The organism is Streptomyces bambusae (assembly GCF_020532645.1).
GTDB classification, from domain to species: Bacteria; Actinomycetota; Actinomycetes; order Streptomycetales; family Streptomycetaceae; genus Streptomyces; species Streptomyces bambusae.
On the sequence record NZ_JAJAUZ010000084.1, the window covers coordinates 1 to 13,263 of the forward strand.

12 protein-coding genes are annotated in these 13,263 nt (G+C 71.8%); 5 read left to right on the forward strand and 7 right to left on the reverse strand.

Features of this window, described 5'->3' with window-relative positions; genetic code table 11:
- Positions 1-356: 356 nt before the first annotated feature.
- Entirely contained in the window at positions 357-1,565 is a 1,209-nt protein-coding gene (locus LG634_RS33960; protein ID WP_226739773.1) for an IS110 family RNA-guided transposase, read from the reverse strand.
- Positions 1,566-1,912: 347 nt separating this feature from the next.
- Between LG634_RS33960 and LG634_RS33965 the strand changes: the two genes are divergently transcribed.
- The 3 genes from LG634_RS33965 to LG634_RS33975 are packed head-to-tail and all read left to right on the forward strand — an operon-like array spanning position 1,913 to position 5,462.
- Positions 1,913-2,437, forward strand: a complete 525-nt coding sequence (locus tag LG634_RS33965; protein ID WP_226739775.1) for a PadR family transcriptional regulator — start codon at positions 1,913-1,915, stop codon at positions 2,435-2,437.
- Complete coding sequence (locus LG634_RS33970) at positions 2,434-3,132, forward strand: ABC transporter ATP-binding protein (RefSeq protein WP_226739777.1); 699 nt, start codon at positions 2,434-2,436, stop codon at positions 3,130-3,132. The genes LG634_RS33965 and LG634_RS33970 overlap by 4 nt, the downstream gene beginning before the upstream one ends.
- The gene (locus tag LG634_RS33975; RefSeq protein ID WP_226739778.1) at positions 3,129-5,462 is read left to right on the forward strand and encodes an FtsX-like permease family protein; all 2,334 of its coding nucleotides are present in this window, start codon (positions 3,129-3,131) and stop codon (positions 5,460-5,462) included. Before LG634_RS33970 ends, LG634_RS33975 begins: the two co-directional genes overlap by 4 nt.
- A gap of 48 nt (positions 5,463-5,510) precedes the next feature.
- Here the strand turns inward: LG634_RS33975 and LG634_RS33980 are convergent, their stop codons facing one another.
- Entirely contained in the window at positions 5,511-6,458 is a 948-nt protein-coding gene (locus tag LG634_RS33980) for a hydrogen peroxide-inducible genes activator (protein WP_226739780.1), read from the reverse strand.
- A 144-nt stretch (positions 6,459-6,602) separates the two neighbouring features.
- Between LG634_RS33980 and LG634_RS33985 the strand changes: the two genes are divergently transcribed.
- Positions 6,603-7,157, forward strand: coding sequence for a peroxiredoxin (locus LG634_RS33985; protein ID WP_226739782.1), 555 nt, complete (start codon positions 6,603-6,605; stop codon positions 7,155-7,157).
- 3 nt (positions 7,158-7,160) lie between these two features.
- Positions 7,161-7,694, forward strand: coding sequence for an alkyl hydroperoxide reductase (locus LG634_RS33990; RefSeq protein ID WP_226739784.1), 534 nt, complete (start codon positions 7,161-7,163; stop codon positions 7,692-7,694).
- A 76-nt stretch (positions 7,695-7,770) separates the two neighbouring features.
- On the opposite strand, the gene LG634_RS33995 is transcribed toward LG634_RS33990, so the two are convergent.
- The 5 genes from LG634_RS33995 to phoH2 form a co-directional block, all read right to left on the reverse strand.
- Positions 7,771-8,520, reverse strand: coding sequence for a hypothetical protein (locus LG634_RS33995; RefSeq protein WP_226739786.1), 750 nt, complete (start codon positions 8,518-8,520; stop codon positions 7,771-7,773).
- A 33-nt stretch (positions 8,521-8,553) separates the two neighbouring features.
- Positions 8,554-9,141 carry a hypothetical protein gene (locus tag LG634_RS34000; protein WP_226739788.1) on the reverse strand — a complete coding sequence of 196 codons (588 nt, stop codon included), beginning with the start codon at positions 9,139-9,141 and terminating at the stop codon, positions 8,554-8,556.
- A gap of 166 nt (positions 9,142-9,307) precedes the next feature.
- A complete protein-coding gene (locus LG634_RS34005; RefSeq protein ID WP_226739790.1) occupies positions 9,308-10,621 on the reverse strand; it encodes an AI-2E family transporter in 1,314 nt (437 codons plus the stop codon).
- 134 nt (positions 10,622-10,755) lie between these two features.
- The gene (locus tag LG634_RS34010; protein WP_226739792.1) at positions 10,756-11,445 is read right to left on the reverse strand and encodes an aggregation-promoting factor C-terminal-like domain-containing protein; all 690 of its coding nucleotides are present in this window, start codon (positions 11,443-11,445) and stop codon (positions 10,756-10,758) included.
- 407 nt (positions 11,446-11,852) lie between these two features.
- Positions 11,853-13,169, reverse strand: coding sequence for an RNA 5'-3' helicase PhoH2 (gene phoH2 / locus LG634_RS34015; RefSeq protein ID WP_226739794.1), 1,317 nt, complete (start codon positions 13,167-13,169; stop codon positions 11,853-11,855).
- Positions 13,170-13,263 lie beyond the last annotated feature (94 nt).

A 13,263-nucleotide genomic window follows, 5' to 3' on the forward strand; every position in this document is an offset into this window, starting at 1 on the left:
GGGGGGGGGGGGGGGGGGGGGGGGGGGGGGGGGGGGGGGGGGGGGGGGGGGGGGGGGGGGGGGGTGGGGGGGGGGGGGGGGGGGGGGGGGGGGGGGGGGGGGGGGGGGGGGGGGGGGGGGGGGTGGGGGGGGGGGGGGGGGGGGCGGGGGGGGGGGGGGGGGGGGTTTGTGGGGGGGGGGGGGGTTCCCCCGCCCCCGGCCCCCCCCCCCCCTCCCGTCTAAGTTACTCCTCCAAATTGAAGCCTTCCGAACTCCGTCCTACGCCCCTACGAGCACCACGCCCTAGCCCTAAAACCCTCCCACCCCTGAACGCAGGGTGGGGGGTGCCTCTATGTCTTTCGTCAAGCCTGAGCTGGTCATGCAGCGACCGCTTCGGGGAGGCGTGATCCGTAGAAGGTTCCATCGCGGAGCATGGCGAACAGGACGCTGATGCGCTGCCGGGCCAAGCGGAGAAGGGCCTGTGTGTGGGTCTTGCCCCGGGCCCGGCAGCGGTCGTAGTAGGTGCGCGAGGCGGGGTCGTGCAGGGCGGCGAACGCGGACAGGAACATCGCGCGTTTGAGCTGCCGGTTGCCGCCACTGGGTGCGTGTTCGCCGTGGATGGAAGTACCCGACCGTTTCGTGGTGGGGGCGAGGCCGGCGTAGGAGGCGAGGTGGGCGGCGGTGGGGAAGCTGGTGCCGTCGCCGACGGTGACCAGGAGAACTGCGGCGGTCCTGACGCCGACGCCGGGCAGCGACGTCAGGACCTGGGAAAGAGGGTGGGCCTCCAGCAGCTCGTTGATCTGGGCTTCCAGGGCCCGGCGTTGTTCGTGGACGGCCGCGAGCGAGCGGGCCAGGGAGGGGATCACGATGTCGAGGGTGCCGGTTCCCGGGACGACGACGGTCTGCTCGTCGAGCGCGTCGAAGACCTCGTCGATCAGCCGGGCGGCCATCCGTAGGGCCTTGGGGCGGATCACTTCGACGAGTCTGCGGCGGCCCGCCTTTCGCAGTGCGGCCGGGGATCCGTAGCGTTCCAGCAGCCAGGTGACAGCCTGGTGGTCGAGGCGGGTACCGAGGGCGCGTTCCAGGCTGGGGTGGAACTGGGTGAGCAGGCCGCGTATCCGGTTGGACGTGCGGGTGGCCTCGGCCGCGAGGTCCTGGTCGAAGCCCACCAGAACAGTGAGCTCGGCAGTGATCTCGTCGGTCAGCTCCAGCGAACGCAGGGTGTGCGGCATGGTGCGGGCGGCGTCCGCGATCACCGCGGCGCCCTTCGCGTCGGTCTTGGCCTCACCGGGGTAGAGGTCGGCGATCCGCCGCATCGCCAGTCCGGGCAGGTAGGCGACCTGGCAGCCCGGATCGCGGGCGACCGTCAGCGGCAGAGCCCCGATCGAGGCGGGCTGGTCCACGATCACCAGGACCGTGCCGAACTTGTCTCGCAGCTTGTCGAAGACGGCCCGCAGCTTGGGTTCGCTATTGGGCAGCGGTTTGTCGAAGACCTTCTTGCCGGCCGGGGTCAGCCCGTGGCCGTGGTGTGTGCTCTTGCCGACGTCCAGGCCGAGGAAGACGCCCACGCTGCTGGTGTCGATCACGGTGCCCCCCACTCGCTCAATACCGGTGCTGGCCTGGGCGTCGGGGCCGTTCTCGCGCATCCACGTTATGCAGACCTGCCGCCCGCGAACGGCCGGGCATTGCGCCCGGCCGGGCGGTGGTCGGACCTCTCATCAGCGTCTCCGACGGCACCCCTCGGACCCGGTGACACCACCCCCCCCAGGTCATCCGTTCGACAGGGGGCAACAGTCATGCCGGGCCCGGAGGCCAGCGGCCCTCTTGCAGGACCGCGAAAAACATAACGGGGGCGGCGGACCGATCTGCGCCGTCGGCAACGTAAGCACTTCGCGTATACACACGAGGTATACACACCGTGTACAGTCGAGCCATGTCCATCGGTCACACACTGCTCGCGCTCCTGGAGACCGGCCCCCGCCACGGCTACGACCTCAAGCGCGCCTTCGACGACAAGTTCGGCCACGACCGCCCCCTCGCATACGGGCAGGTCTACTCGACCATGTCCCGCCTGCTCAAGAACGGCCTCGTCGAGGTCGAGGGGATAGAGCCCGGCGACGGCCCCGACCGCAAGCGGTACGCCATCACCGACGCCGGCATCACCGACGTCGCCGCCTGGCTCGCGCAGCCGGAGAAGCCGGAGCCGTACCTCCAGTCCACCCTCTACACCAAGGTCGTCCTCGCGCTGCTCACCGGCCGCAGCGCCCAGGACCTGCTCGACACCCAGCGCGCCGAGCACCTGCGCCTCATGCGCATCCTCACCACCCGCAAGCGCAAGGGCGACCTCGCCGACCAGCTCGTGTGCGACCACGCCCTGTTCCACCTCGAAGCGGACCTCCGGTGGCTCGAACTCACCGCCGCCCGCCTCGACCAGCTCGCCCAGGAGGTACGCCGATGACGGCCCACGCCGCCCCCGCCGGCTCCCTGCTCACCGCCACGGACCTGCGCAAGACGTACGGCCCCACGCACGCCCTCGACGGCGCCGGCTTCGCCATCCACCCCGGCGAGGTCGTCGCCATCATGGGCCCCTCCGGATCCGGCAAGTCGACCCTGCTGCACTGCCTGGCCGGCATCGTCACCCCGGACTCCGGCACCATCACCTACGCGGGCCGCGACCTCACGGCCATGTCCGACCGCGAGCGAAGCGCCCTGCGCCGCAGCGAGTTCGGCTTCGTCTTCCAGTTCGGCCAGCTCGTCCCCGAACTGACCTGCGTGGAGAACGTCGCCCTCCCGCTCCGCCTGAACGGGGCCGGCCGCCGCCAGGCCGAGCGCACCGCCCTCGACTGGATGCGCAAGCTGGAGGTCGACGGCCTCAAGGACAAGCGCCCCGGCGAGGTCTCCGGCGGCCAGGGCCAGCGCGTCGCCGTGGCCCGCTCGCTGGTCACCGGCCCCCGCGTGGTCTTCGCCGACGAACCCACCGGCGCCCTGGACTCCCTCAACGGCGAGCGCGTGATGCAGCTGCTCACCGAGGCCGCCCGCGCCACGAACGCCGCCGTCGTCCTGGTCACCCACGAGACCCGGGTCGCCGCGTACTCCGACCGCGAGATCGTCGTACGCGACGGCCGCTCGCGCGACATGGAGCACGCCATATGAGCACCCTGAGGACCTGGTCGCAGGACCTCCGCATGGGCGCCCGGTTCGCCTTCGGCGGCGGCCGCGAGGGCTGGACCCGTACCCTCCTGACCGGCATCGGCGTGGGCCTGGGCGCGGCGCTGCTGCTGCTCACCACCGCGCTGCCCGGCGCGCTGGCCGCCCGGGACCTGCGCAGCGACGCCCGCAGCACCTGGACCGCGCCCACCGCGGAGAAGGCCGGACCCGGCACCCTGCTGTTCGCCGAAGTCCAGACCACCTTCCGGAACCAGGACCTGTACGGCGGCCAGCTGCGCCCCGAGGGCCCGGACGCCCCGCTGCCGCCCGGCCTGAAGCGGTTCCCGGGCCCCGGCGAACTGGCCGTCTCCCCCGCCCTGAAAGACCTGCTCGGCTCACCCGAAGGCAGACTGCTCCGCGATCGCCTCGACGGTCCGATCACCCAGACCATCTCCGACGACGGCCTGATCGGCCCCGGCGAACTGGCCTTCTACCTGGGCTCCGACACCCTCCGCGACGACAGCAGCGTCAAGCGGATCACCGGCTTCGCGAACGACATCCGGCCGGAGAAGCTCGACCCGGTGCTGATGCTGCTGCTGGTGATGGTGTTCGTCGCCCTGCTGATGCCCGTCGCCGTGTTCGTCGCCGCCGCCGTCCGGTTCGGCGGCGAGGCCCGCGACCGGCGGCTGGCCGCCCTGCGGCTGGTCGGCGCGGACAGCCGGATGGCCCGGCGGATCGCCGCCGGCGAAGCGCTCGCCGGGGCCGTGACCGGCCTGGTCCTCGGTGCCGGATTCTTCTACGGGGTACGGCAGTTCGCCGACCGGTTCACGGTCCTGGACCGCAGCGTGTTCCCGGCCGACCTGACGCCGAGCCCCTGGCTGGCGGTCCTGGTGGCGCTGGCCGTGCCCGTGGCGGCCGTCGCGGTCACCCTGTTCGCGCTGCGCGGCGTGGTCATCGAGCCGCTGGGCGTCGTCCGCACGGCGAAGCCGGCCCGCCGCCGGATCTGGTGGCGCCTGGTGATGCCGGTGGCCGGACTCGGGCTGCTGGTCCCGCTGATGGGTCGCGGCCGGGAGCACGGCGACTTCAACCAGTGGCAGGTCATCGGCGGCGTGGTGCTGCTGCTGGTCGGCATCACCGCGATCCTGCCGTGGCTGGTCGAGGCGGTCGTGTCCCGGCTGTCCGGCGGCGGCGTCGCCTGGCAGCTGGCGGTACGACGGCTCCAGCTCAGCAGCGGCACCGCGGCCCGGCTGGTCAACGGCATCGCCGTCGCGGTGGCCGGGGCCATCGCCCTGCAGATGCTGTTCGCGGGCGTCGAGAGCGACTACACCAAGGCCACCGGCCAGGACCCGTCCCGGGCCGCGATGTCGGTGTGGGTGCGCGGCGGGCAGGACCCGGACACCGGCATCGTCGAGCAGGTCCGGACGGTGTCGCAGAAGCTGCGGCGGGCCGAGGGCGTCACCGGGGTGACCCCGCTGACCACGGTCAACGCCGTCGCCCCGAAGGATCCCGACCGGATGACCGATCTGACCATCGCCTCCTGCCCCTCCCTGCGGGAGATCGCGGACCTGCCCTCCTGCAAGGACGGCGACACCTTCCTCCTCCGGGGCGGCTACGACGACGCGACCGCCAAGGCCCTGGCCGTGCCCGGCGACAGGCTGCTCGTCGGCGGCTCGCCCGAGGGCGCCCCGCCGGTCTCCTGGACCGTGCCGAAGGGCGTACGCGCCGTGCCCGCCCGGCCCGACCCGGCCGGCACCACGCGCAACGGCATCCTCGCCACCCCGGGCGCCGCGCCCCAGGGCCGGGGCGTCAGCGGGTACTCCTCCGTCTACGTGCAGCTCGACCCGGCCGCGCCGGACGCCATGGAGCAGGCCCGGACCGCGGCCTTCAAGGCGGACCCGCTGGCCACCGTCATGACGCTGAAGAGCACCGAGCAGAGCAACCGGTTCGCGAGCATCCGGACCGGCCTCTACGTCGGCGCCGTCCTGGTGCTGCTGCTGATCGGCGCGAGCATGCTGGTCTCGCAGCTGGAGCAGCTGCGCGAGCGCAAGAAGCTGCTGTCGGCACTGGTGGCCTTCGGCACCCGGCGCAGCACCCTGAGCCTGTCGGTGCTCTGGCAGACCGCCCTGCCCATCGGCCTGGGCCTGGGCCTGGCCACCGCGACCGGGCTGGCGCTGGGCGCCGTACTGATGCGGATGACCGCCGTCCCGGTCTCGGTGGACTGGGCCTCGGTGGCCTGGATGTCCGGCACCGGTGCGGCGGTCGTCCTGCTGGTGACGGCGCTCAGCCTGCCGCCGCTGCTGCGCCTGATGCGCCCGGACGGCCTGCGCACGGAGTAGCCGGCGGACAGGCCGAGTGGGCAGCCGCTGCCGGTGCGGCCCGTGGGACTACTCCGCGGGCCACACCGGCAGCGGCCGTACGGCTTCCCGGAGCGCGGCGGCGAACTCGGCGAACTCCTCCTGGCGGGCGGTGCCGGTGCGCATGGCGAGGGCGATCCGGCGGGCCGGCGCGGGCTCCTCGAACCACCCGGTGGCCAGGTGCTCGTTGCGGGTGGTCTCCAGCCGCAGCGCGGTGCGCGGCAGCAGGGTGACACCGAGCCCGCCGGCCACCAGCTGCACGAGGGTGGAGAGCCCGGCCGCGGTGGTGGTGACGGCCGCGCCCTCGGTGCGCCCGGCCTCCCGGCAGATGTCGAGGGCCTGGTCGCGCAGGCAGTGGCCCTCGTCGAGGAGCAGCAGGTTCAGGTCGCGCAGGGCTTCGCGGGGGATGTTCCGGCGTCCGGCGAGCGCGTGGTCGCGGGGCGCGACGAGTACGAAGTCCTCGTCGAAGAGGGGGAGTTCGGTGACGCCGGGGACGCCGAGCGGTACGGCGAGCAGCAGCAGGTCGAGGCGGCCGGCGGCGAGCCCGTCGAGCAGCGAGGCGGTCTGCTCCTCGTGGACCTGGAGGTCGAGCCGCGGGTAGCGGCGGTGGACCAGCGAGAGCACGGTCGGCAGCAGGTACGGGGCGACGGTCGGGATGACGCCGAGGCGCAGCACTCCGGTGAAGGGGGCGCGGACCGCCTCCGCCTCTTCCAGCAGCGTGCCGACGGCTTCGAGGACGGTGCGGGCACGGGCGGCGATCTTCTCTCCGGCGGGCGAGAGCAGCACCTTGCGGGTGGTGCGCTCCAGCAGCTGCACGCCGAGGGCCTCCTCCAGGGCGGAGACGGCGCCGGAGAGGGCGGGCTGGCTCATGCCGATGGCGGCGGCCGCGTCCCGGAAGTGCAGGTGCTCGGCGACGGCCGCGAAGGCGCGGAGCTGGGCGAGGGTGGGTTGCTTGGCTCCCCTATTACCGACAGCCACTGATAGGTACCTCCGATCACGTCCTTCCATGCTAGCTATTTCTGTAATCAATCGCGTTGTGCCAGCATGTGAGATCCGTCCAACCCCCTCAGGAAGCATCAAACGCCCCAAAAGGGTGATACTTCCGTTCCGCAAGGAGAGCACGTGCTCACTGTCGGTGACAAGTTCCCCTCGTACGATCTGACCGCTTGCGTCTCGCTGGAAGCCGGCAAGGAGTTCGCTCAGATCGACCACAAGTCCTACGAGGGCAAGTGGCGCGTGGTGTTCTTCTGGCCGAAGGACTTCACCTTCGTCTGCCCGACCGAGATCGCCGCGTTCGGCAAGCTGAACGACGAGTTCGCGGACCGCGACGCGCAGGTCCTGGGTGTCTCCGGCGACTCCGAGTTCGTGCACCACGCCTGGCGCAAGGACCACGCCGACCTGCGTGACCTGCCCTTCCCGATGCTGGCCGACTCGAAGCACGAGCTCATGCAGGCCTGTGGCGTGCAGGGCGAGGACGGCTTCGCGCAGCGCGCCGTCTTCATCGTGGACCAGAACAACGAGATCCAGTTCTCGATGGTCACCGCCGGTTCCGTGGGCCGCAACCCCAAGGAGGTCCTGCGGGTCCTCGACGCCCTGCAGACCGACGAGCTGTGCCCCTGCAACTGGAACAAGGGCGAGAACACCCTGGACGCCGGCGCCCTGCTGGCCGGTGAGTGACCCGTGGCCCTCGACGAACTGAAGGCCGCCATACCGGACTTCGCCAAGGACCTGAAGCTGAACCTCGGCTCGGTCATCGGCAACAGCGACCTGCCGCAGCAGCAGCTGTGGGGCACCGTCCTGGCGTGCGCGATCGCCTCGCGCTCCCCGAAGGTGCTGCGTGAGCTGGAGCCGGAGGCGAAGGCCAACCTCAAGCCCGAGGCCTACGCCGCCGCCAAGTCGGCCGCCGCGATCATGGCGATGAACAACGTCTTCTACCGCACCCGCCACCTGCTCTCCGACCCGGAGTACGGCACGATGCGGGCCGGTCTGCGGATGAACGTCATCGGCAACCCGGGCGTGGAGAAGGTCGACTTCGAGCTGTGGTCCCTCGCGGTCTCCGCGATCAACGGCTGCGGCCAGTGCCTCGACTCGCACGAGCAGGTGCTCCGCGCGGCCGGTGTCGACCGCGAGACGATCCAGGAGGCCGTCAAGATCGCCTCGGTGATCCAGGCCGTCGGCGTCACGCTGGACGCGGAGGCGCTGCTCGCCGAGTAGGCGACCGCCGAGCGAACCCCGGGCCCCCGGTGCACGTCCCGTGCGCCGGGGGCCCTTCGCATGGTCCCGGAGCCCGTCACTCCGCCAGCGTGGTCACCAGCGTCTGCATGTCCTCGATCATGGCGGCGTGCAGCTCGGTCTCGTCCACCCGGTCCTCCGGCTCCGGTTCCGTCGGCCCGTTCTCGCCGGAGTAGTTGTACCCCTGGACGGCGGTCAGCGTGAACACGGTGGTCCCGTCGACCACCCGCAGCTGAGGCCCCTCCAGGGTGGCGCCGGTGGCCAGCAGCGCCTGCTCCCCCAGCCCCGGCACCTGCTCCCGCTTGATCTCCTCCTCGCCGCGCCACGACACGTGGTCGAGGTCGGCGTCGTACCCCGGCTCCGGATCGCCCGTGCGGTGCACGGCCATGGTGACGATCACCTGGCTGGTCCGGGTCCAGCCATCCACCGGCTGCCCGTCCTTGCCGGTCTTCGGCAGCTCCTCGGCCCGCAGCGCGCAGCTGAACCAGTCCACGGCCGGATGCTCCGCCTCGGCCCGGGTGGTCTCGTTGCGCAGCGCGCCCAGCACCCGGCTCAGGGCCTGCACCCGTACCTCGTCGCAGAGGTTGACCGGCTTGCGGTGGCGCAGCACCGGGGAGTCCTCCCCGCCGCCCGCCGTGTACAGCACACCGCCCCAGGCGGCCGAGGCCACGACGGCGCCGAGCAGCGTCCACGCCCAGGCCCGGCGCGGGCCGGGCGGCCGTTCGGCCCGGACCTCCTCGGGACCGGCCGGTCCGCCGCGCCGCTCCGGCGGCAGGAAAGGACTGTCGAGCTCAGGCTCGGAAATCACCCGCTGTTCCCCCGTTCGACGTGATCACTGGGATCACTTCTCCAGCGCGACCGTGGTCATCAGTGCGCGCATGTCCTGGATCATGGCCGCCTGCACCGCGGCCGAGTCGGTCCTCGGCTCGTCGGGCCGCGGGCCGCCGTCCTCCACGTCCATTCCGTTGTAGTCCTGGAGGACCATGACCGACAGGGTGAAGACCGCTCCGCCGTCGAGCACCCGCAGCTTCCAGGTCCCGCCGCCCTCGTCCTTGGTCATCAGGGCGTGCTCCCCCAGGCCCGGCACCGCCTCGGGCTCCGGCGCCGCCGTGGTCCACCAGTCGCCGAAGCGGGCCGTGGCCTCGAACTCGGTCTCCGGGTCGACCTTCTTGTGCAGGGTCAGGTCGAGCATCACCCAGTGCCGGCGGGTGTAGTCGGGGTGCTCCTCGGTCTCGGTCCCCCCTTCGGCGTCCCGCGCGCAGGTGGTGCGGTCGAGCACCGCCGTCTCCTGCCGGACGCCGCCGCCCTGACTGACCGTCTTGCCCAGCAGCCGGGTCAGGGCCGCCGCTTTGAACCGGTCGCAGACCGCGTCCCCGGACCGGTACGCCACCTCCGGTGCGGGTTCCGGGGCGGTGGCCCGGTAGAGCACGCCCGCCCAGACCGCGGAGGCGAGGAGGGCGCCGCCCAGGGCCCATGCCCAGGCCCGCCACCGGCCCCCGCCGCGCGTACGGGGCGCGTCCTGGGGGTCCCCCTCCCCGCCGTCCGCCGCCGCGCTCCCCCAGGGCGCGGGCGGCGGGTCGTATCCTCCATCGAGCTCAGGCTCGGATATCACCTCTGGTGTCCCCCCGGTCGGCGGGAGCCGCCGATACCGCCGTGGCGCCGTGTGGGCCCGGCCCGATCCGCAGCTCCTCTTCACGGGAGTACGCCCGCAGGTAGCCGATCACGGTGTTGGTGACGGCGACCAGCGGGACCGCGACCACCGCGCCCCCGATCCCCGCGATCATCCCACCTGCCGCGACGGAGAGCACCACCGCGAGGGGGTGCACCCGTACCGCCCGGCCGAGGATGAACGGCTGGAGCACGTGCCCCTCGATCTGCTGGACGGCGAGGACCACCGCCAGCACCAGCAGAGCCGTCACCAGGCCCTGGGTCACCAGGGCCACGACCACCGCGAGGGCTCCCGAGACCACGGCTCCGACCAGCGGGATGAAGGCGAACAGGAAGATGAAGACGGCCAGCGGCACCGCCATCGGCACGTCCAGGAAGTAGATGCCGAGGCCGATGAAGATGGCGTCGATGAGGGCGACGATGACCGTGCCGCGCACGTACGCGGTGAGGGTCCGCCAGGCCCGCGGGCCCGCGCCCGCCACCCCGGTCCGGGCGATGGCGGGGACCAGGCCCAGCGTCCACTGCCAGATCCGCTTGCCGTCGTAGAGCAGGAACAGGGTGGAGAACATCGCGAGGAGGATGCCGGTCAGTACCTCGACCATCACCGTGACGCCCTGGAGGCCGGCGGAGGTGATCTCGTCGGTGTTGGTGCCGATCGTCTCGCTGAGGTTCTTCGCGATGTCGTTGATCTGCTTCTCGGTGACGTGGAACGGGCTGTTGAGCGCGGCGCGCTTCAGCTCGTCGATGCCGTCGCGGAGCCGGTCGGACAGGTCGTCGAGGTTCTCCATGACCTGCCAGACCACGAACCAGCCGACCAGCCCGATGATCACGAAGCCGGTGATCGCGGTGACGGCGGTCGCCAGCCCGCGGGGCAGCCCGAGGCGGCGCAGCCGGACCACGAACGGCTGGAGGAGCGCCGTGACCAGCAGGGCCGCGGCGAACGCGAGGACCACGAGGCGGACCTCGCTGATGACCCGCATCAGCACCCAGAGCAGGGCGGCCACCAGCAGCAGCCGCCAGCTGGCCTCCGCGGCGACCCGGATGCCCCACGGCACCACGCTCACCGGGTCGGGCATCGCCCGCGGCCTGGGCGCGGGCGGCGCGGATGGCGGGGGCTCCGGCGCGGGTTCGGGTTCCGCTGCGGGCCCGGTGCCGCCGCCGTCCTCCGGTTCGCGCGCGGGCAGCGCCTTGCCGAGCCGGCCGAGCCAGCCCGCCGGCGTGTGTCCCGGCTCCTTCGACATCTGGATCCTTTCCCCCGCCCCCCGTCGGTACGACACGGCCGACCGTACACGCGAGGAGCCCCCCGCCGTAGTACGGAGGGGGGCTCCATCAGCCGGATCTCGAGGCCGCGCCCGGAGGGCGGTGGGCCGGAGGCCTAGTACCAGTGGTTGGCCTGCCAGAAGCTCCAGGCGCCGCAGGGGCTGCCGTAGCGCTCGTTCATGTAGTTGAGGCCCCACTTGATCTGGGTCGCGGGGTTGGTCCGCCAGTCGGCGCCGGCCGAGGACATCTTGGTGCCCGGCAGGGCCTGGACGAGACCGTACGCACCCGAAGAGGGGTTGACCGCGCGGTAGTTCCAGGTCGACTCGTGGTTCACGATGTTGCTGAAGCACTGGAACTGGCCGGCCGGGATCATCTGCCGGGCGATGGCCTTGACCTGGGCGACCGTGTACGAGGACTTCGGGGCGAAGGAACCGGCGTCGCGGACCGCGGAACGGCTCGCCGCCTCTTCCTTGGCCTCGCGCTCCTTCTTGGCCTTCGCCTCGGCATCGGCCTTCTTGGACTTGGCGTCCTTGGCGGCCTGCAGACGGGCGGACTCCTCCGCGGCCTTCTTGGCGTCCGCGTCGGCCTGGAAGGCAAAAGCGTCGGCCTGCTGCGTCAGGGACGCGGTCTGGACCTGGGCCTGCTCGCCGACCGGGATGTCGGTGAGGAGCGTCGTACCGGCGGCGGTCGTCTCAAGGTCGGTCGTGGGCTGGGTGTCGCCAGCTGCGACTCCCACGACGGCGCCGACGGTGGTGACGGCAGTGGCGGACGCCACGGCGATGCCCCGAACCGAGATCCGGCTCACACGGTTTCCTTCCAGCGACGTCCGCAGCGGTGACCTCGCGGACGCAATAGTGCCCCTGGCACGGTCCTCCGGTTGCGACGGTCACTGGAGGCGCTGGCCCGTGGGCAACTCCCTTGCGGGGAGTGCCTCGTGGTGCTCCGGGCGGCATACGGCGTCGTGTGTGGAGTTGTCGTCGTGCTCCTGCACCGCCTGGGGGTCCAGGAGATACAGGTGTGCCGTATGCGGGGCCTGACGGAAGCAAGACTCTGCCGGACGTGGACATGCGGAGGCAATTCCCGGCCACGTGTGAAAGCTCACACCTGCACGGGAGCAAGAGGTTTGGGGAAAACCCTGCGCAGCGGAACGCCGCCCGACTAGGCTCTTCGCCTTTGCCGGACGGCGTCCAACATAACTGCCCTTTCGGACAGTTAGACCGTTTCGAGCATTTCGGTCACCAGGGCGGCGATCGGGGACCGCTCGGAGCGGGTCAGCGTGACGTGGGCGAAGAGCGGATGCCCCTTCAGTTTCTCAACGACGGCGACCACTCCGTCGTACCGGCCCACGCGCAAATTGTCCCGCTGGGCCACGTCATGGGTCAGAACAACCCGGGAATTGGCCCCGATCCGGGACAGAACGGTCAGCAGGACGTTCCGTTCCAGCGACTGGGCCTCGTCCACGATGACGAACGCGTCGTGCAGCGAACGGCCGCGGATGTGAGTGAGCGGCAGCACTTCCAGCATGCCGCGGCCCAGCACCTCCTCGATGACCTCCCGCCCGGCGACCGCCGAGAGGGTGTCGAAGACGGCCTGCGCCCACGGGCTCATCTTCTCGGCCTCGGTGCCCGGCAGGTAGCCGAGCTCCTGCCCGCCCACCGCGTACAGCGGCCGGAAGACCATCACCTTCTGGTGCTGCCGCCGTTCGAGAACCGCTTCCAGGCCGGCGCACAGCGCCAGCGCGGACTTCCCGGTGCCGGCCCGGCCGCCCATGGAGACGATCCCGACCTCCGGGTCCAGCAGCAGGTCCAGCGCGATGCGCTGTTCGGCGCTGCGGCCGTGGATGCCGAACGCCTCCCGGTCGCCGCGGACCAGCCGGACGTTCCCGTCGGGCGTGACCCGGCCCAGCGCCCGGCCCCGCTCGGAGGTGAGGACCAGGCCGGTGTGCACGGGGAGTTCCGTGGCCTCCGGCACGTGGAGCCGCTCCTCGGAGTAGAGGAGGTCGACCTGCTCGCCGGAGAGCGACAGCTCGCTCATGCCGGTCCAGCCGGCGTCCGTGATCGCGAGCTCGGCGCGGTACTCCTCGGCGAGCAGCCCCACGGAGGAGGCTTTGATGCGCAGCGGGAGATCCTTCGACACCACCGTGACGTCGTAGCCCTCGGCCTGCAGGTTGCGGGCGACCGCGAGGATCCGCGAGTCGTTGTCCCCCAGTCTGAAGCCCGCGGGCAGCACGCCCGGATCGGAGTGGTTGAGCTCGACACGCAGGGTTCCGCCCAGCTCGCCCAGCGGAATGGGGGCGTCGAGGCGGCCGTACCGGACCCGGAAGTCGTCGAGCAGGCGCAGTGCCTGCCGGGCGAAGTAGCCGAGTTCGGGATGGTGCCGCTTGGCCTCCAGCTCCGTGATCACGACGATCGGGAGCACGACCTCGTGCTCGTCGAACCGCCGGAAGGCGTTGGGGTCTGCCAGCAGGACACTGGTGTCGAGGACGTAGGTCCGCCTGTCGGGCAGGCGGCGCTTTGTGCTGGTCACCACGGAAGGACGTACCCCCTCGGAAGAGGTCGGGCCATGAAGACCGGACCGGTCATCGGCCGCAGTGCACGGGCCGATTCCGGCCCTCCCTGGCGTC

What these genes read in the sequence shown, in the direction of transcription:
- LG634_RS33970 (WP_226739777.1), top strand. Translation starts at nt 2,434, where the DNA reads ATGACGGCCCACGCCGCCCCCGCCGGCTCCCTGCTCACCGCCACGGAC.
- LG634_RS33975 (WP_226739778.1), top strand. Translation starts at nt 3,129, where the DNA reads ATGAGCACCCTGAGGACCTGGTCGCAGGACCTCCGCATGGGCGCCCGG.
- LG634_RS34005 (WP_226739790.1), bottom strand. Translation starts at nt 10,621, where the DNA reads ATGTCGAAGGAGCCGGGACACACGCCGGCGGGCTGGCTCGGCCGGCTC.
- LG634_RS33965 (WP_226739775.1), top strand. Translation starts at nt 1,913, where the DNA reads ATGTCCATCGGTCACACACTGCTCGCGCTCCTGGAGACCGGCCCCCGC.